The following is an 18,304-nucleotide window of genomic DNA, read 5'->3' as shown; positions in this document are numbered from 1 at the left end:
GCCGCAGGGACAGCACGACGACATCGGGGAGGAGGCCGCCCGGGCCCTGAAGGCGCTCGGCGTGACCAGCGGGATCTTCCACGTCGAGTGCTGGCTCACGGAGCGTGGCCCCGTGCTGGGGGAGGTCCATGTCCGGCCCGGCGGTGACTGGCTACACGCCATGGTCGAGTGGGCCTACCCCGGTCTTGAGTTGTTCGGGTCCCTGCACGACGACCTGCTGGGGCTGCCGGTGACCTTGCCGACCGCCCCCGCACGAGGGGCCGCGGTCCGGTTTGTGACCCCGGCGCCGGGTGTGGTCACCGGGGTCGAGGGCTGGGACGCGGTCACCGCCCGGCCGGACCTGATCACGGCGGAGCTCACCGTGACTCCGGGCGCGGTCGTCGCGGCCATGGGGTCCTCGGCCGACCGGGTCGGCACCGTGTGTCTGGGTGCGGACAGTGCTCAGGCTGCGGAGCGAGAGGCCGAAGCGCTGATCGGGCGGCTGACGGTCCGTACGGAGCCTGCCGCGGGCGGGCCTGCGGAGAGGGCACAGTGATGACGACGAAGGAAGAGATGACAGACGCCGCCGCCTTGCAGGACGCCACCGCTTTGCAGGACGCTGTCGCCTTTCAGGACATCGCCGAGGAGTGGGACTCCTACCAGGAGGTGCCGGCGATCGACGAGGCGTACCGCGAGGCCCTGGGTGACCAGTTCGCCGGGCAGTTCAGCGGGGCAACCCCCGACTATCTGGAGCGCCTCGCAGAGCGGCTCGGATGGTCCCTCGGCCATCGGGTGCTGGACGCCGGATGCGGCACCGGCGGCCTGACCGCCGCGCTGGCCGCGCGGACCGGGTGCGAGGCGGTCGGTCTCGACGCCAGTCCGGCAGCGGTACGGGTGGCGGAGCGGCGGCTGGCGGGGCGGCCTGAGGCCGGACGGGTCCGGTACGCGGTGGGCGACATGTCGGCGCCGGACTTCCCGGAGGGTTCGTTCGACGCCGTCCTCGCGATCGGGTCCGGGTACTGGTCCGAACCCGTGGCGACCGTGGACCGCTGGCGGGGGCTGCTGCGCGGCGAGGACCCGGCGCTGGTGATCGTGATCAGCAGGATTCTGCGCCCGCAGACCGCCCGGGACGTGGAACTGACCCTCCAGAGAGGGCTGTTCGCTCCGCACCCGGACTGGGAGGGCGCCCTGGTCCGGGCGGGCTTCGCCGTGGACGTACGGCATCTGACCGAGCAGGACGCCGCATGCGTGGAGCGGCTGTATGCGGCGCTCGCCCGGCGGCTGCCCGAGCTGCGCGAGCAGTTGGGGGCCGAGCAGGGGGCGCAGTACCTGGCGGAGGTGGCCGTGCTCAGGGACGAGCACCGGGCCGGGCGGATGCGGCGTACCGAGATCGTGGCCAGGCTCGCACACGGCGAGGGTGAGGCGGATGCCTGATCCCCACGCCCCCTTCGGACCGCTTCCGGAGCGGGTGGACCTGGCCGTGGTCGGGGGCGGCATTCTCGGGGCGGCGATCGCCCATGCCGCGCAGGCCGCACGGCCCGGCAGCCGGACCGTGGTGCTCGATCAGGGTGTACGGGACACGGCGACGCGCTGGTCGCTGGGTGTTCTCGCGCCCTGGGCAAACACCGCCGGGCAGCGCGCCCTGCTGGAGCGCGGCGCCGACCACGTACGTGAGCGGGTGGAGCCGGATCTCGTACGTCCGTTTCTCCGGTGGGTGTCCGCGCTGGTGGTGGCCTCACCCGCCACGCTCGACCGCCTGGCGGCAGCCACCATCGGCACGGACATGCAGACCGCACCTCCAGGGCTGCTAGCGCAGGCACGGGCCGCCTACGGAGAACTGACGGCCCGTGACGGCGACACACTCGCCACCGTGTGCGCAGGCGTGGCCGTCCTGGACGTCGGCGGACTCGCCGAACGACTCCTGGCCGACAGCGTCGTTCACCGCGGCGCACAGGTGACCCGAGTCGAGGACGCCGGGGACTTCCGGACCTTGCTGCTCGCCGACGGCCGGACGCTCACCGCCCGCCACGTGGTGCTGGCCACCGGCCCCTGGGCGCAGCCGGCCCTGGGCGCCGACCCGAGCACGTCGTCCGTGCCGACCGGCTGGCGTACGAAGCGGATCGCCGCGCTGCACGCGGCGCGGCAGCCGCCGGCCGACGCACCCCTGGTCTGCTTCCCGGACGACGATCTGTTCCTGCTGCCGGCGGCCGTCGATGAGACCGGGGGCCGCGGCGGGGTAGGGGCCAGCTTCCGCTGTGAGGACTGGGACGTGCCACCGGGCCCCGGGACAGGCGTACTTGATGGACGGACACTGGAGAGCGGCCGCGTGGCTCTGGCCCGCCGGGCACCGGACCTTGCCGCGGAGATCGGGTCCGGGCGGGTCGCCGTCGACGGGTACACGCCGGACCGGACCCCGCTGACCGGCCTGCGCGCACCGGGAGTGGTCCAGGCCGTGGCGGCCTCCGGCGGCGGCGCCCGCTTCGCCTGGGGCGTGGCGGACCAGGTGCTGGCCCTGCTGGCCGCCGACGGTGCCGGGCGCTCCGCGGGTTCTCCCTCACCGCACAGCTGACTACCCCTGCGACCACACGCCGCGCCACCCCGCGCCTGTCCGGCTCTGGCGAGGACCTCACTTCCGTCACTTCGGACGCGCCGGCCGCGCCGGTGGCGCCCCTGCTCCCGGATCGAGAAATGACCGACCATCTGATTCTTTCCGCCCTGCCCACCCCCAACGGCGAGCTGCACCTCGGACACCTCGGCGGCCCCTTCCTGGGCGGCGACGCCCTGGCCCGCCACCTGCGGGCCGAAGGCCACCGGGTCACCGCCGTCTCGGCCACCGACAGCTGGGAGTCGTACGTCCTCGACGCGGCCCGCCGCGAGGGCCGCACCCCGGACGAGACGGCCCGGGACTACCACGAGCGCATCCGCTCAGCGCTGGCCGCGACCTGCACGGAGCCGGACGTCTTCCTCGACGTGCGGGCGGAGCCGTGGGCCTCCCGGCACCGCGACTGGCACCACTGGCTCGCCGCGCGGCTGGCGGAGCGCGGGCGTATCGCGATACGCACCGAGCGGCTGCTCGGGGACACCGCCACCGGGGAGGAGCTCATCGCCTGCTGGCTGGCAGGCGCCTGCCCCACCTGCGGGGAAGAAGCGGCTGGTTACACCTGCGAGGCATGCGGCATGTGGTTCCAGCCCGACGCCCTGCGCGACGCCCGCCCCCGCCACCCACGCCCCGGGGTGACCGAGATCGAGACGTCCTCCGCGTTTCTGCAGCTGGACGGTGACGTGCTCGCCGACATGGCCCGGGAACGTCACGTACCAGCCATGTACCGGCAGTTGATCGACCGCTATCTGGAGCAGAACGGTCCCGTCTGGCGCCTGACGCATCCCCTGGGCCGGGGGGTGCCCTGGGCGACCGGTGAACTCCCCGCCCGGCAGGTGCACTCCACGTACGCGCTCGGTACCACGGCCATGTTCCTGCTGGCCGGCCAGGAGCACGGCCGGCGCCACGGACTGCCCGAGAACCCTCTCCTGCCCGGTACGGCACAGCGCCCGCGCTTCACGCTCTTCTTCGGTATGGACGGTGCGCTGCCCCTGATGATGCAGCTCGCGGTCCAGGAGGCGGCCGGCGTCCCGACCGCCCCGGACGCGTACCGCTTCAACCAGTTCATGACCCTGGACGGGGCCAAGTTCTCCACCAGCCGCAACCACGTCATCCGGGTGCTGGACTACACCGCGGCGGGGCTGGACACGGACGCTCTCCGGTTCCACCTGGCCCGGATCGGCCCGGAGGAGAAGTCCACCGACTTCAAGGCCGACGCCTTCGCCGACGACGTGGCGACCACCCTGGTCGGGCGGCTCGGCCGCGCCCTCGATCTCTGCGAGGACTCGCCCGGGGCCAAGCCTGCGCCGGGAGCGGTCGTCGGTCTGTACGAGAGCGCCGCCGCCCGGCACCGCGCCGCATTCAGCTCTGGTCATCCGCGCCTCACGGACGCCGTCGGGGCCGTGGAGACCTGGCTCGAAGCGGCTCCCGCCATCGTCGCAGCAGCGGGGGCGCCCGGCTTCCTGGCTGTGGCCGCCGCCCTGGCGGCCCCGCTCATGCCCCGCTGGGCGGACCGGATCTGGGCGGCACTCGGTCTCCCCGGCAGCCCGGCACTGGGCGCCGCCGGTGCATTGCTGACCTCGGGCGGCGGAGCGGTGGCGGTGTCCGGCCCCGATCGCCTGCCGCGGTTCGCTCCGGTGAGCGCCGCCGCAGTGCGCGCGCTCGTCCCACAGCCGCGCTGAATCCCCGCACCTTCCCGCACCACCGTCGCTCCACGGAGAACTCATGCCAGCCATCCTGTTCGTCAACACCCGCCGCTCCCCTCTTGAGGTCAACGCCACCGCGCTCGCCGCGCACCGGCTCGGCCTGGACGTGGTCGTCCTGGCGGACCGCCCGACCGCGTTCGCCTCGGAGCTGATTGCCGAGACCCGCATCGTCGATACGTTCGACACCTCGGCAGCGCACGAGGCCGCGCTCGATCTGGCGCACCGCCACGACATCCGCGGTGTCATCACTTGGGGAGACCGCGACGTCGAGTTCATCGCCGCGCTCGCTGCCGAACTCGGCCTTCCCGGGCTGCCCCCGGAAGCGGCCCGCACCGTGCGCAACAAGTACCTCACTCGTGAGGCCCTGGCCACGGCCGGCCGGCCCGATCTCATGCCCGCCTACGCCCGGGTCCCGGACCGCGCAGCCCTGCACAGCGCAGCCTCGAAGATCGGCTTTCCCGCCGTCCTCAAGCCGACCAGCGCCTCCGGAAGCCGCGGCATCCACCGCGTCGAAGCCGAGCCGGAACTCACCCCCGCGTACGAACTGCTCAGCGCCTTCACCCGCCCCGAACGGGATCCGATCTTCCGCGCCAGGCCCGGCGAGCTGATCTACGAGGAGTTCCTCGGCGGCACCGAGCACAGCGTCGAAGGATTCGTCATCGACGATCAGCCGCACATCGTCGGCATCACCGACAAGTGGGTGTCCCCCGACTACTCCATCGAGTATCTGCAGATCCACCCGTCCGCGCTGCCCGCACAGGACCAGGATGCCCTCCATGAACTGACCCGCGAAACGATCCGCGCCACCGGAATGCGCGACTGCGCCTTCCACCTGGAATGCCGACTGCAGCCGGACGGGACGGCCAAGCTGCTGGAAGTCGCCGGGCGCATCGGCGGCGGCTACATCACCTCGCATCTCATACCGCTGGCCACCGGCGTGGACTTCTACGCGGCTGCGATCGCCGTCGCCACCGGCACCGTTCCCGACCTGGAACCCACGACGGCGTGCCACGCCGGCTCGCGGCAGCTGCTCAGCCCGCAGTCAGGTGTCTTCGCCGGCTTCGCCGGGCTCAACGCCGTACTGGAACTGCCCGGCGTCGAGCACGTAACCCTCGACCAGGCCATGGGCACGCAGGTGGCCCTTCCCCCCGCGGACTACATGAGCTGCGTGCTCGGCACGGTGATCGCCCGCCGCGGCACCCACGCGGCGGCCCAGGGGGTACTGGAGCAGGCGGCAACGCTGGCCGACCCCGTGTTCGCCCACCCCGCGGCGCCCCGGACGGGACACCGGTGAACACCCTCGCCCCGGCACGGCCGACGGCGGCCGCCCGCAGGTCGCGGACGGCGCTGCTCGCCCAGTGGACGCTGGCCTGCTCCGCCGTGTGGGCCCTGCTGACCGTGCTTCCGCTGCATCTCACCCAGAACCGCCACGTCGGCGTGGGTGCAGCGGCGGCGCTCGTCACCGAGGCCGCGCTGAGTCTGCGGCTGATGCGTATCGTCGCCGGCCCGGCGCTGGCCCGGTTGAGTCCGGCCGCCGCGATCCGGTGCGCGCTCCTGCTGGGCGGTGCGTCCTTCGTCGGTCTGGCGCTCTGCGACGGGCACCCGGTGGCGCTGGCCGTCGTCCTGCCGTTGATCGGCCTCGGCTTCGGGATGAACGCGCTCGCGCTGAAGCTGATCGCCACGGCCGCACCGCCCACCGAGCACGCCACCGGTTTCGCCGCCCAGGCCGTCGCCGTGAACGTCGGTATGGCGCTCGGCCCGCTTGCCGGGGTGGCTGTCTACCACGCGTACGGGGTGACCGCCTTCTTCCTCGCGGCCGCCCTCGCCCACGCGGCGGCGCTCTTCCTGGTCCTCGCGGTGCGCTCCCCGGGCGCCGACGAGGCCGGGACCACGATGCCGCTGCGCACCCTGCTTCCTGTGCTGGTGCGCGACCGGGGCCTACGGGTCCCGCTCGCGCTGACGGCGGCCGGATTCGTCCTCTACACGCAGCTCTTCGCCACGCTCCCGCTGTACGTGAGCGACGGACTCGGCAGAACCGGACTCCTCGGTACAGTCTTCCTGGCCAACGGCGCGCTCATCGTCGTGCTCCAGATGCCCCTGATGATGCTGGTGAAACGGTGGCGGCTCTCCCCCGTGCCGGTCTCGCTGGCCGGGTTCGGCTGCTTCGCCGCCGCCTTCGGCTGCCTCGGCGCCGGCCGCGATGTGGTCTGGCTGTTCATCGGCGTGGTGCTGGCCACCTTCGCCGAAATGCTGCTCATGCCGAGCCTCGACGTGCTCATCGGTTCCGCGGGGCCGCCGGACCGGCGCGTCGCCTACTTCTCCCTGGCGGCCCTGGCCACCGCACTGGGCGAAGCTGTGGGCAGCTTCACCGGAGTCAGCCTTGCGGGCACCCATGCTTCCGGTGCCACCGCGCTGTACCTCGGGCTTGCCGCCGCGAGTGGAGCGCTCGTGGTGGCCGCCGGGGTGCGGCGCGCGGCCACCAAGGCGTGGCGGTGAAGGGCGCCCCCACACACACCCGGAGCCAAGCCGCTTTCCAAAATTACATGTGTGTGCACATAATGCGAACGCATGCAGTCGTCGCACGCGGCGCACCAGGGGGAGAAGCCGCCATGACCGCCACTCGTTCATTCCTGTTCCTGCTCGGCAGCAGCCGTACCGACGGCAACACCGAGGAGCTCGCCCGGCTCGCCGCCGAGCAGTTGCCGCCCGAGACCGAGCAGCGCTGGCTGAACCTGGGCGAGCTGGCGCTCCCCGACTTCGAGGACGTACGGCACGAGGGCGACGGCAGCTACCGCGCCCCCACCGGGCACGCCGCCACCCTGCTCGACGCGACGCTCGGCGCGACCGATCTGGTGCTGGCCTCGCCGCTCTACTGGTACGCCATGTCCACCTCCACCAAGCGGTACCTGGACCACTGGTCAGGGTGGATGCGGGTGCCCGGCGTCGACTTCAAGGAGCGAATGGCCGGGCGGACCCTGTGGGGCGTCACCGCGCTCGCGACAGCCGATCCGAGCGTGGCCGAGCCGGCTACCGGAACGCTGCGCACCATCGCGTCGTACATGCGGATGGAGTGGGGCGGGATGCTGCTGGGGCTCGGCAACCGGCCCGGTGACGTACTGAACGACACGACCGCCGCCACCCGCGCCAAGACCTTCTTCGGCTGACCCCGGGGATCCGGCCCGGAGTCGCCCGTCGCGATCGCTCGCTGCGCAGGGAACTCGACGATGTGATCATTCGGTGAGCATGGGCGCGTTTGACCTGGCCCTTGTTGACAGTCCGTCATCAAAAGTCGAACAATGTTCAGGCGGAAATGGAACGCGCCGTGTCGTGCCGTTCCAGCTGTTCGCACCGTTCGTGCCGTACGTGCCGCGACGAGCCGATCGGGGGACGGCTCGCCCGGCCGACGGCGCGGGCGGATCCGGCGAAGGCCCGCCCGCTCAGGCCGTGATGTCCTTCGCCGTGAAGCGCGCCCAGGCCGCCGAGCCGAACACCGCCGCGTACAGCCCCTGCAGCTCCAGGTTCTTGACGATCTCGTTCCAGTAGACGGGATCGCGCAGCAGGTCCGCGAAGGACATCCAGTAGTGCGGAAAGAGATACGGATGGATGCCGCTCAACTGCGGGATCGTGTCCAGGATCTGTACGGTGATCAGCACCCCGACCGTCGCGGCCATCGCCGCGATCCCGCTGCCGGCGAGCGTCGAGACGAACAGCCCGAGCGCCGCGAACCCGATGAGTGACGCCGCCACCGTCACCGCGATCAGGCCGGCCCGCAGCAGCCCCTCGCCGACGCCGATCCGGGTCCCGGAGATCGTCGTGACCTCCCCGACCGGGAAAAGCAGCGCCCCGACGGCGAGCGCCGACACCGCCACGACGAGGGTCGCGGTCAGGCAGAACGCGAGGGTGGCGGTGTACTTGGTGAGCAGCAGCCGGGTCCGGCCCGCGGGTGCGACCAGCAGATAGCGCAGGGTGCCCGCACTGGCCTCGCCCGCGATCGCGTCGCCCGCGACGACGCCGACGGTCAGCGGCAGGAAGACCGGAAGCGTCACCGCGAGGGCGGCGAACACCAGGAACAGGCCGTTGTTGGTCACCTGGGAGAGGAACGCCGGTCCCCCGCCGTCGCGCGGCCCGGCGGGCGAGCCGTCGCTCGTCTGGATCCTCACCGCGATCCCGATCAGTACGGGGACGGCGGCCAGCACCCCGAGCAGTGCGAGCGTGCGCCCGCGGCGCAGGGTTGTGGCCAGTTCGGAGCGGAGGATCCCGAACGTCCAGAGCGGATTGCGGGAGCGGCCCGCTCCTACGGGTGCGACTTCAGCCTGCGACATCGAAACCCTCTCCGGTGAGTGCGACAAAGGCGTCCTCCAGCGAGGCCCGCTCGACGCCGAAGAACCGTACGCGTACACCGCCGTGGACCAGCGCCCCGCTCAGGTCGGCGAGCTCGACCTCGCGCGGCGGGGGTTCGGCGGTGACCTGGTCGCCCTCGACGGTGACGCCGGTGACGCCGTGTTCCTTGAGGATGCGGGCGGCGTCTGCGGGGTCGGGGGTGGTGACGGCGAGCCGGCCGCGGGCCCCGGCCGCGAGGTCGGCGACCGGCCCCTGGGTGATCAGCCGCCCCCGGGCCATGACCGCGGCGTGCGTGCAGACCTGCTCGATCTCGTCGAGGAGGTGGGAGGAGAGGAAAACGGTGGTGCCGTCCGCCGCCAGTTCCCGGACCAGGGTGCGGATCTCGCGCATGCCCTGCGGGTCGAGTCCGTTGGTCGGCTCGTCCAGGACGAGGAGGCGACGCGGCTGCAACAGGGCGGCGGCGAGCCCGAGGCGCTGCTTCATGCCCAGCGAGTACGCCTTCGCCTTCTTGCCCGCCGCGGCGGCGAGCCCCACCCGGTCCAGGGCGGCGGCGACCCGGGCGCGGCGGGTGCGCGGATCGGCGGTCGGGTCGGCGGAGTCGTACCGTACGAGGTTGTCCCGGCCGGTCAGGAACGCGTACAGCGCGGGTCCTTCGATCAGCGTTCCGACCTGCGGGAGTACGGTGCGGGCGGCGCCCGGCATGGGGTCGCCGAGGACTCGGGCGGTGCCGGACGTCGGGGCGATCAGCCCCATCAGCATCCGGATCGTGGTGGTCTTCCCGGAGCCGTTGGGCCCGAGGAAACCGAAGACGCTGCCTTCGGGGACGCTGAGGTCGAGTCCGTCGACGGCGAGTTGGCCGCCGCGATACCGCTTGGTGAGACCCCGGGTCTCGATCACGGCCGTTCCGGTCCAGGGCATCACCGAGGACTCGGTCACGGCACCGGGCTCTGTCATGCGCGAATCTCCCCCATGGTCCGGGTAACGGAACGCCCCGCCGTACGGAGGATACGGCGGGGCGGTGGTGCGGTGCGGGAACGACGGGAACGTCAGTGGGCGGCGCTGTCAGCGGCCTTGACGAGCGCGTCCTTGGTGACCGCACCGACGTAGACCTTGCCGTCGTCCGTCATCAGGGCGTTGACCAGGCGGGTCTTGAAGACCGTGCCGGAGCCGAACTTTCCGGTGACCTTGTCGCCGAACGAGTCCAGCAACTGCTGGGCCGCGGGCGGAACATCCGCGTTCTTCTCCGCAGCGGGGAGTCCCTTGGCGCCGGGTGACTCGATCACGTGGATCGTGCCCCAGCCCTCGCCGATGACCTTCGCGCCCCCGCCGCCGCCGGCGAACCCGTCCAGACCGGTCAGGCCCTCCGGCCCCTGCTCGGCGTTCTTCTCCGCCTGCTTCTCCACCTTCGCGTCGTCCGCCTCGGTCACCTTGGTGCCCTTGGGCGGGGTGAACGTGAACGAGGACGCCGCGGGCCTCGCGAAGTCGACGCTGGTGAACCCGGCGTCGATCACCGCCTTGCCGCCGCCGCTCGGGGAGAGGGTGAACTTCAGCGGCACGCCGTTCTTCGCGTCGACCGCGACGGTGATCGCGCCGATCGTCGAGCCACCCTGCTTGGGCTTGATGACCAGCTTGTACGCATCACGCCCGGCGACCTGCGCCGTGCCGTCGACCGTGACGGAGGTGGTGGAGTCCGCCGCCTTCAGCGCCTGCTCGGCCAGCGCCCTCGGTGTGGTCGGCGCGCCCTCCGGGGTGGTGCGCCCCTCGTGCTTCTCGGCGTCCGGGGCCTTGTCGGTGGTCGCGTGGTACGCCTCGTTGGACCCGCTGTCGTACGCCCAGAGCTGGTCCCCGTTGCGGATCACGCTGTACTCGGCGGCGCTGTCCAGAATGGAGACGCGCTGCTTGTCGGGGCCGTCGGCGGCCACCCGAAGCGTGTGCGTGCCTGAGGCGAGCTCCGTCAGCTTTTCCTTCGGGGCGGCGCTCGAACCGCCCTGCTCGCCGCCGGCGCTCCGGGCGAACGACTCGGCCAGGCCGCCCAGCGACGGGATGCCGAGGTCGGTGCTGACCCGCACCGTGCCGGAAAGCTGCTGCGTGTCCGAGGCCGCGATCTTCTCGATGAGCTGCTGTGCGCTGATCTTCGGCAGCTGCGGGTCACCGGAGTCCGCGAGCGCCGGGACCAGACCGATCGTCGCGGCCGCCACCCCCGCCACCGCGACCGGGACAACATAGCGGGCCGCCTTTCTGCGGGCGGCCGTGGTGCTCGTGGCGCTGCTGGTGGTCTCTGCGCTGTCGTTCGGTGCCATGTGTGCCCTACCTCCGTGGTCGGCAGCTTCCGTCCGGATGCACTCCGCCACTCCGTGCCGCCGTTCTCACCCGATGTGGTCAGGAGTGGTTGTTCTCCATCTGACCAAAATCACCGGGCGGAATCATCAGCCCGCGGACTCAACCGCGCATACCTCTTCGGTATGACACAACACGGTCTTCCCTCCCCCGACCCGTAGGGGTAGGACCGGCGAACGCCGGGGCTTCCGAACGAGAGTCCCTATCGTCACGGCACTAGCCCGCAGCGTCACGGCACTAGCCCGCGCGGTGCACCACGGCGTCGCACAGCTCTTCCAGTGCGGCCTTCGCGTAGCACTCGGGAAGCGGCTTCAGGGCCGCCCGCGCCTCCTCCGCGTACCGGACGGTGTCGCGCCGGGCCTGCTCCAGCGCCGGGTGCGCCCGCAGCCGGCAGAGCGCCTCGGCCAGCCGGTCGTCGTCGCTCAGGTCGCCGTCCAGCAGCTCAAGGAGCTCCAGGTCGTCCGGATTGCCGCCGACCGCCGCCTGCGCCCGCAGGTGCAGGACGGGAAGCGTCGGGATTCCTTCGCGCAGATCAGTGCCGGGAGTCTTGCCGGACTCGTGGCTGTCGGAGGCGATGTCGAGCAGGTCGTCGGCGAGTTGGAAGGCGACGCCGAGCCGCTCCCCGTACTGGGTGAGGATGTCCACGGCGGACTCGTCGGCGCCGGCCATCATCGCGCCGAACCGGCAGGCCACGGCGATCAGCGAGCCGGTCTTGCCGCGCATCACCTCGAGGTAGTGGTCGACCGGGTCGCGGCCGTCGCGCGGGCCCGCGGTCTCCAGGATCTGCCCGGTGACCAGGCGTTCGAACGCCTCGGCCTGGACACGTACGGCCTCCGGGCCGAGGTCGGCCAGGATGTGCGAGGCGCGCGCGAAGAGGAAGTCGCCGGTCAGCACGGCCACCGAGTTGCCCCAGCGGGTGTTGGCGCTGTCGACGCCGCGGCGTACGTCCGCCTCGTCCATCACGTCGTCGTGGTAGAGCGTCGCGAGATGCGTCAGCTCGACGACCACGGCGGACGGCACGACACCCGGCGCGTCCGCGTCGCCGAACTGGGACGCCAGCATCGTCAGCAGCGGCCGGAAACGCTTGCCCCCGGCCCGTACGAGATGCTGCGCGGCCTCTGTGATGAACGGGACTTCGCTCTTGGTGGCATCCAGCAGCCCCGCCTCGACAGCGGCCAAACCGGTCTGGACATCGGCCTCAAGAGCCTGGTCCCGCACGCTCAGTCCGAACGGCCCGACGACGGTCACGAGGGGATCTCCTGTCTGCTGACGATCACACGGAATGTCGATGTGTCGCTGTCATCACTCAAGTCAGCGTATCCGGTCCCGTTTGGATCACCGTGGGCGCCTTCCCGCCACCGCCGGTATGTTCGTGATCAGCTCATACGATCAGGAGTAGCCCCTTTGTCCCGCAGCACTGCTGCCCGCGACCTGACAGAGCCGCCGTCCGCCGCCGACCACGCCTTTTCCGGCCGGCCACGGGGCTGACACCCCTGTCCGGCCCGGAGGTCCGGAGCGGTTCCCGTTCCTCGGCACGCAGGCCGTCCCGGTCCTCCATTGCGCCCAAACGGCGGCGAACCGACACCGTGGCGAAGGCGTCACGGCCGGCCCCTGGCTCAGGCGCACCACGCACCACGCACCCCGCCCACCGAGGTACCGCCATGCACATCCGGACCAGGTTCCCGTACGACACCACCCATGAGGACGTCCGCATCCCGCTGCCGGACGGCACAGCTGTACGCGGGGGATCTGGCCGCAGGCCGGTTCGGCGGGCTTCACGCTGGACGCGGACGGCAGCTTCGTCGAACTGCCGGTGCGCCGCCACACCGAGGATCCCTCGATCAGGTTCGAGCAGGCGGAGCAGTCGGAGCCGCTCGGCGTCGTCCTCCCGGTGACGCTCGACGAGCCCCGTCCCGAGCGGCTGGTGATCCGCGATGTCGCCAAGGGCGAATGGCGGCTGGAGGTCGCCCCGCGCTACGGCGGCACCCGCGTCCACCCGGACGGTCTCGAATTCACCGAGGACGCGGTGGAGACGTACACGATCCAGGAGAACGACCCACTGTCGGCGCGCACCCGTTCCGACTGGACGATCCGGCTGCACCGGCCGGAGATGGCCTGGGACGCGCGGATCGAGACGCGGTCCGAGATCAGTGCGGACGAGACCGACTTCATCACGTCCGACGAGGTGGTGTGCAAGGACGGCGACGAGATCGTCTTCCACGGGACCTGGGAGAAGCGGATCCCGCGCACAGCGGGCTGAAAAAGACCGCCGCACCCCTCCTCACGTGGGGGTATGCCGGAACTTTCCGATCATTGCGCGTAGTTGCGACACTGCCGCGGGGTAGCTACACCGACGTAACGTGTCCCCCAAGCGACCTGGAAAGCGAGGCAGCAACAGATGCCCGAGCAGAGCAGCCCGCTCGATCTGGCCGAGGGCGACCCCTTCGGTCCGCACAACCTTCCGTACGGGGTGTTCTCCACCCACGACCACCCCGAGGACCGCCGGGTCGGCGTCCGCATCGGCAACCACGTGCTGGACGCCGGAGCCGCGGCGCACGCGCTCGGCTCGCCCTACGCCCAGCTCCTCGCCCAGCCGGACCTGACCGCGCTGCTGTCGGCGGGCCGCACGGCGTGGCGGGACGTGCGGCGGGCGTTGACCGCGTGGGTGACGGTCCCGGCGCACCGCCCGGACATCGAGCCACTGCTGTACCCGGTCGGGTCGGTGACGCTCCATATGCCGTACGCGGTCGCGGACTACGTCGACTTCTACGCCAGCGAGAACCACGCCACCAACGTCGGAAAGATCTTCCGGCCGGACGGCGCCGCACTGACGCCGAACTGGAAGCACCTCCCGATCGGTTACCACGGCCGGTCCGGCACCATCGTCGTCTCCGGCACGGATGTGGTGCGCCCCTGGGGCCAGCGCAAGGCGCCGTCCGACGCCGCCCCGGTCTTCGGCCCCTCGGTCAAGCTGGACATCGAGGCCGAGGTCGGCTTCGTGGTGGGTGTCCCCTCGGAGCAGGGACGTCCGGTCCCGCTCGGCAGGTTCCGCGACCATGTCTTCGGGCTCTCGCTGCTCAACGACTGGTCGGCGCGGGACATCCAGGCGTGGGAGTACGTCCCCCTGGGCCCGTTCCTCGGCAAATCCTTCGCCACGTCCGTATCGCCGTGGGTGACGCCGCTCGAAGCCCTGGAAGCGGCCCGGATCGCCCCGCCCGCCCGGGACTTCCCGCTGCTCCCGTACCTCGACGACACGGGCGAGGAGGAGCCCGGCGGCCTCGACCTGCGGATCTCGGTCGCGATCAACGGGCAGCTGGTCGCCGAGCCGCCGTTCGCCACCATGTACTGGACGGCGGCCCAGATGCTGGCCCACATGACAGTGAACGGCGCCTCGCTGCGCACCGGCGACCTGTACGGTTCCGGCACGGTCAGCGGCGCCGAGCCCGGACAGCGCGGCTCGCTCCTGGAGCTCACCTGGAACGGCAGCGAACCCCTGGAACTCCCCGAGGGCAAGCGGACCTTCCTGGAGGACGGCGACACGGTGACGATGACCGCCTGGGCGCCGGGACCGCACGGCACGAGGGTCGGCCTCGGCGAAGTCACGGGACGGATCGTGCCCGCGTCGTGACCACGGACTCACCGGGGCTCACGCTCCCCGAGGAACTGCTGCTGCTCGCGCTGGACCCGCAGCGCGGCAAGCCGTACTGCCGCACCCGTTTCCTGGAGTACGGGATGGCGGGTGCGGTCCTCGCGGAGCTGGAGCTCCAGGGCCGGATCGCCGAACGGCACGGCCGGGTACGGGTGATCAGCCCGCTGGCTCCCCAGGACCCGCTGCTCGCGCAGGTCCTCGGGAGCCTGCCTGCCCCGGACGAGGGCAGGCTCGCGGGCGGCGTCAGCGCGAAGCCCTGGATACGGCGGACCGGCCGGTACGTCGAGGAGCTGTGCCTGGACCACCTGGTCGGCCGCTCGGTCCTGCGCAGGGAGACCCACCGGTTCCTCGGCCTGTTGCCGTACCACCGCCACCCAGTGGCTGACCCGGCTCTGTCGGCCGGGGTCCGGGAGCGTTTCGCGGCCGCCGAGACGGCGGGGTTCCCCGGCCCGCGCGGCCGCGTCCTGGCCGCGCTGGTCTCGGCGATCGGTCTCTCGCACGAGGTGGCGCGGGGCGGCCTGCGGAGCCATTGGGCGATGCGCGATCTGGTACACGACGAGTGGACCGCCCATGCGGTGCACCGGAACGTACGCCAGGACAGGTCGAACGGGATCGGCGGGAACATCGGCGGCACTGGCGGCACTGGCGGCGGGAGCGACGGGGACTGACGGGGGACGGGGCTGACCGGGGCCGGCCGAGAAAGAGGCTGAGGCGGTCAGCCGTGCACGGGTCGTTCACACGTTTGGGGGAGCCGTGCCCCGTTCCCGGCCGATACGCTGGAATCTCCCGCGAGACTCTGCGTCATGGGAGCACTGATGAGCGTCGAACCCGAGGCCCCCGAGCCGCGGTGGGCGGTTCCGCCCGTGGGCGGCTGGACCGCCGATGACCTGGACACACTCCCGAATCTGCCTCCGCACACGGAGCTGATCGACGGGAGCCTTGTTTTCGTGAGTCCGCAGACCCTGTTCCATTCACGGGCGGTCAGCTTCTTCGAGTGGCAGCTGCAGTCGCTGGCACCGGCCGACTTGGAGGTCGTGCGCGAGTTCACCATCGACATCGACCGCTACAACCGGCCCGAACCGGATGTGATCGTCGTGGACGGCGACATCGTCCAGGACCCGAACCAGACCCGCTTCCCCGCCGAGTCCGTACAGCTGGCCATCGAGGTCGTCTCCCCGGAATCACGGTCGCGGGACCGGGAGACCAAGCCCGTGAAGTACGCCCGGGTCAAGATCCCGCATTTCTGGCGGGTGGAGAACCACGACGGCCGCGCCGTCGTCTACGTCTTCGAGCTGGAACCGGCCACCGGTGCGTACACCTCCACCGGGATCTTCCACGACCGGATGAAGGTCTCCGTGCCCTTCCCGGTCGACCTCGATCTCACCGCGATCACCGCCCGTCGCCGGGCGGCCGACCCCGAGTAGTCGGGCCCCGCCGCCCGGCCCGGCACTCACTCGAACTCGGGCGGTTCCTCGTCCCAGCCGAACTCCGGGTCCGCTTCCGGGGCCACCGGCGGTCCCGGAACCGGGGCCGGAACCGGGGCCGGGTCCGCTTCCGGGGCCGGAACGTGGTGCGGGACCGGTGCGGGTCCCGCGTCCGGCGCCTCGGCCTCTGCGTCCCCGAACGACCCCAGCACCTCCAGCACCCCCTCCCCGTACGTCGCCAGCTTCTTCTCGCCCAGACCGCCGACGCCACCCAGCTCGACCAGGGAAGCCGGCCGCACCGTCGCGATCTCGCGCAGCGTCGCGTCGTGGAAGATGACGTACGCCGGGACGCCCTGCTCCTTCGCCCGGGCGCCGCGCCAGGCCCGCAGCGCCTCGAAGACCGGTACAGCCTCCGAGGCCAGTTCGGCGACGGCCGCCGAGGTCTTCGCCTTGCGTTCGCCCTTCGAGGAGCGCGACGCGGGCTTCGCCGCCTCCTTGCGCAGCCGGACCTCGCGCTCGCGGCCGAGCACCGAGCCGCTGTCCTCCGTCAGCACCAGCGTGCCGTACTCGCCCTCGACCTCCAGCAGGCCCTGGGCCAGCAACTGCCGGACCACGCCCCGCCATTCCGCCTCGGACAGCTCCTCGCCGATGCCGAAGACCGACAGCTGGTCGTGGTCGAACTGGATGACCTTCGCGGTCTTGCGGCCCAGCAGGATGTCGATGATCTGGCCGGCGCCGAACTTCTGGCCGCGCTCCCGCTTCAGCCGGACCACGGTGGACAGCAGCTTCTGCGCGGCCACCGTGCCGTCCCAGGTCTCGGGCGGGGTGAGGCAGGTGTCACAGTTGCCGCAGGCCGCGGTCTGCGGCTCCTGGCCGAAGTACGTGAGCAGCCGGGCGCGGCGGCAGTCGGCGGTCTCGCACAGGGCGAGCATCGCGTCGAGGTGGGTGGCCGCGCGGCGGCGGAACGCCTCGTCGCCCTCGCCGCCCTGGATCAGCTTGCGCTGCTGGACGACGTCCTGGAGGCCGTACGCCATCCACGCCGTGGACGGCAGCCCGTCGCGGCCCGCGCGGCCGGTCTCCTGGTAGTAGCCCTCGACCGACTTCGGCAGGTCGAGGTGGGCGACGAACCGTACGTCCGGCTTGTCGATGCCCATGCCGAACGCGATCGTCGCCACGACGACCAGACCGTCCTCGCGCAGGAACCGCGCCTGGTGACGCGCACGCGTCCCGGCGTCCAGACCCGCGTGGTACGGAACCGCCTCGATGCCGTTGCGGCAGAGATACTCGGCGGTCTTCTCCGTCGAGTTGCGCGACAGGCAGTAGACGATGCCGACGTCCCCGGCGTGCTCCTCCTTCAGGAAGGAGAGCAGCTGCTTCTTCGGGTCGGCCTTCGGCACGATCCGGTACTGGATGTTGGGCCGGTCGAAGCTGGCGATGAAGTGCTTCGCGTCGGGCATGCCCAGACGCTGGGTGATCTCCTGGTGCGTGGCGTTCGTCGCCGTGGCCGTCAGGGCGATCCGGGGCACGTCGGGCCAGCGCTCGCCGAGCACGGACAGGGCCAGATAGTCCGGCCGGAAGTCGTGGCCCCACTGGGCGACGCAGTGCGCCTCGTCGATGGCGAAGACGGAGATCTTTCCGCGGGCGAGCAGCTGGAGGGTGGAGTCCAGGCGGAGCCGCTCCGGCGCCAGGTACAGCAGGTCGAGCTCACCGGCGAGGAATTCCGCCTCCATGACCCGGCGCTCGTCGAAGTCCTGCGTGGAGTTGATGAACCCGGCACGCACACCGAGCGCCCGCAGCGCGTCGACCTGGTCCTGCATGAGCGCGATCAGCGGTGAGACGACAACGCCCGTACCAGGTCTGACCAGGGCCGGGATCTGGTAGCAGAGGGACTTTCCGCCACCGGTGGGCATGAGGACGACGGCGTCACCGCCCGCCACCACGTGGTCGACGACCGCTTCCTGTTCGCCGCGGAACGTCTCGTACCCGAACACCCGGTGCAGCGTCTGCTGCGCTTCGCTCTCGGCGCTCTCGGTCACATCCATGGTCCCGCCCGTCCCGCTCATCACTCTGTCCCCCGGGGTCCGTCCCGTTCTGTCCTGCGCCGTCCCCTGCCACGATAAGCGCCGCCGGTGACAACGCCCGCCACGGTGGGCAGACCACACTGCCCGCCGGTCCCGGAAAGCCGGTCGCCGGGGGTCCCTGGCCGTACTGCGCGACACCGCCCAGTCTCTACGCCACTCCGGCCTACTCACCGCCAACCGCATCATCG

14 protein-coding genes and 2 pseudogenes are annotated in these 18,304 nt (G+C 71.6%); 11 read left to right on the top strand and 5 right to left on the bottom strand.

The window, feature by feature from the left end; translation table 11 throughout:
* From AB0915_RS33000 to AB0915_RS32970, 7 genes and pseudogenes are all read left to right on the top strand, one after another.
* A pseudogene (locus AB0915_RS33000) lies at positions 1 to 535 on the top strand (carboxylate--amine ligase); the annotation flags it as partial.
* Positions 535 to 1,413, top strand: a complete 879-nt coding sequence (locus AB0915_RS32995) for a class I SAM-dependent methyltransferase (RefSeq protein ID WP_366694562.1) — start codon at positions 535 to 537, stop codon at positions 1,411 to 1,413. The pseudogene AB0915_RS33000 and the gene AB0915_RS32995, both read left to right, overlap by 1 nt.
* Entirely contained in the window at positions 1,406 to 2,548 is a 1,143-nt protein-coding gene (locus AB0915_RS32990; protein ID WP_366694561.1) for an FAD-dependent oxidoreductase, read from the top strand. Before AB0915_RS32995 ends, AB0915_RS32990 begins: the two co-directional genes overlap by 8 nt.
* A 119-nt stretch (positions 2,549 to 2,667) precedes the next feature.
* A complete protein-coding gene (locus tag AB0915_RS32985; RefSeq protein WP_366694560.1) occupies positions 2,668 to 4,260 on the top strand; it encodes a class I tRNA ligase family protein in 1,593 nt (530 codons plus the stop codon).
* A gap of 43 nt (positions 4,261 to 4,303) precedes the next feature.
* Positions 4,304 to 5,578, top strand: a complete 1,275-nt coding sequence (locus AB0915_RS32980; RefSeq protein ID WP_366694559.1) for an ATP-grasp domain-containing protein — start codon at positions 4,304 to 4,306, stop codon at positions 5,576 to 5,578.
* Entirely contained in the window at positions 5,575 to 6,780 is a 1,206-nt protein-coding gene (locus tag AB0915_RS32975; protein WP_366694558.1) for an MFS transporter, read from the top strand. Before AB0915_RS32980 ends, AB0915_RS32975 begins: the two co-directional genes overlap by 4 nt.
* 113 nt (positions 6,781 to 6,893) lie before the next feature.
* Positions 6,894 to 7,448: an NAD(P)H-dependent oxidoreductase gene (locus tag AB0915_RS32970; RefSeq protein ID WP_366694557.1), complete on the top strand. Its 555-nt coding sequence runs from the start codon at positions 6,894 to 6,896 to the stop codon at positions 7,446 to 7,448.
* A gap of 273 nt (positions 7,449 to 7,721) precedes the next feature.
* Here the strand turns inward: AB0915_RS32970 and AB0915_RS32965 are convergent, their stop codons facing one another.
* The 4 genes from AB0915_RS32965 to AB0915_RS32950 all read right to left on the bottom strand — a co-directional run bounded on the left by AB0915_RS32965 (position 7,722) and on the right by AB0915_RS32950 (position 12,210).
* Complete coding sequence (locus AB0915_RS32965) at positions 7,722 to 8,606, bottom strand: ABC transporter permease (RefSeq protein ID WP_366694556.1); 885 nt, start codon at positions 8,604 to 8,606, stop codon at positions 7,722 to 7,724.
* Positions 8,593 to 9,543, bottom strand: coding sequence for an ABC transporter ATP-binding protein (locus AB0915_RS32960; protein WP_366694564.1), 951 nt, complete (start codon positions 9,541 to 9,543; stop codon positions 8,593 to 8,595). The genes AB0915_RS32965 and AB0915_RS32960 overlap by 14 nt, the downstream gene beginning before the upstream one ends.
* Before the next feature lie 128 nt (positions 9,544 to 9,671).
* Complete coding sequence (locus tag AB0915_RS32955; protein WP_366694555.1) at positions 9,672 to 10,925, bottom strand: DUF2092 domain-containing protein; 1,254 nt, start codon at positions 10,923 to 10,925, stop codon at positions 9,672 to 9,674.
* A 274-nt stretch (positions 10,926 to 11,199) separates the two neighbouring features.
* On the bottom strand, positions 11,200 to 12,210 hold the full coding sequence (locus tag AB0915_RS32950; protein ID WP_366694554.1) for a polyprenyl synthetase family protein: 1,011 nt from the start codon (positions 12,208 to 12,210) through the stop codon (positions 11,200 to 11,202).
* Positions 12,211 to 12,709: 499 nt separating this feature from the next.
* Between AB0915_RS32950 and AB0915_RS32945 the strand changes: the two are divergent.
* The 4 genes and pseudogenes from AB0915_RS32945 to AB0915_RS32930 form a co-directional block, all read left to right on the top strand.
* Positions 12,710 to 13,222, top strand: a pseudogene (locus tag AB0915_RS32945) (peptidase S15); the annotation flags it as partial.
* Positions 13,223 to 13,360: 138 nt separating this feature from the next.
* On the top strand, positions 13,361 to 14,590 hold the full coding sequence (gene fahA / locus AB0915_RS32940) for a fumarylacetoacetase (RefSeq protein WP_366694553.1): 1,230 nt from the start codon (positions 13,361 to 13,363) through the stop codon (positions 14,588 to 14,590).
* Positions 14,587 to 15,279 carry a GPP34 family phosphoprotein gene (locus AB0915_RS32935; protein ID WP_366694552.1) on the top strand — a complete coding sequence of 231 codons (693 nt, stop codon included), beginning with the start codon at positions 14,587 to 14,589 and terminating at the stop codon, positions 15,277 to 15,279. Before fahA ends, AB0915_RS32935 begins: the two co-directional genes overlap by 4 nt.
* 147 nt (positions 15,280 to 15,426) lie before the next feature.
* Positions 15,427 to 16,035 (top strand): Uma2 family endonuclease, encoded by a 609-nt coding sequence (locus AB0915_RS32930; RefSeq protein WP_366694563.1) that lies wholly within the window; start codon positions 15,427 to 15,429, stop codon positions 16,033 to 16,035.
* 26 nt (positions 16,036 to 16,061) lie between these two features.
* Here AB0915_RS32930 and recQ read toward each other — a convergent pair whose 3' ends face one another.
* Positions 16,062 to 18,098 (bottom strand): DNA helicase RecQ, encoded by a 2,037-nt coding sequence (gene recQ, locus AB0915_RS32925; protein WP_366694551.1) that lies wholly within the window; start codon positions 18,096 to 18,098, stop codon positions 16,062 to 16,064.
* Between the last annotated feature and the right edge of the window lie 206 nt (positions 18,099 to 18,304).

The organism is Streptomyces sp. NPDC048411 (genome assembly GCF_040704695.1).
GTDB lineage: Bacteria > Actinomycetota > Actinomycetes > Streptomycetales > Streptomycetaceae > Streptomyces.
This window is presented reverse-complemented; position numbering and strand designations above follow the sequence as displayed.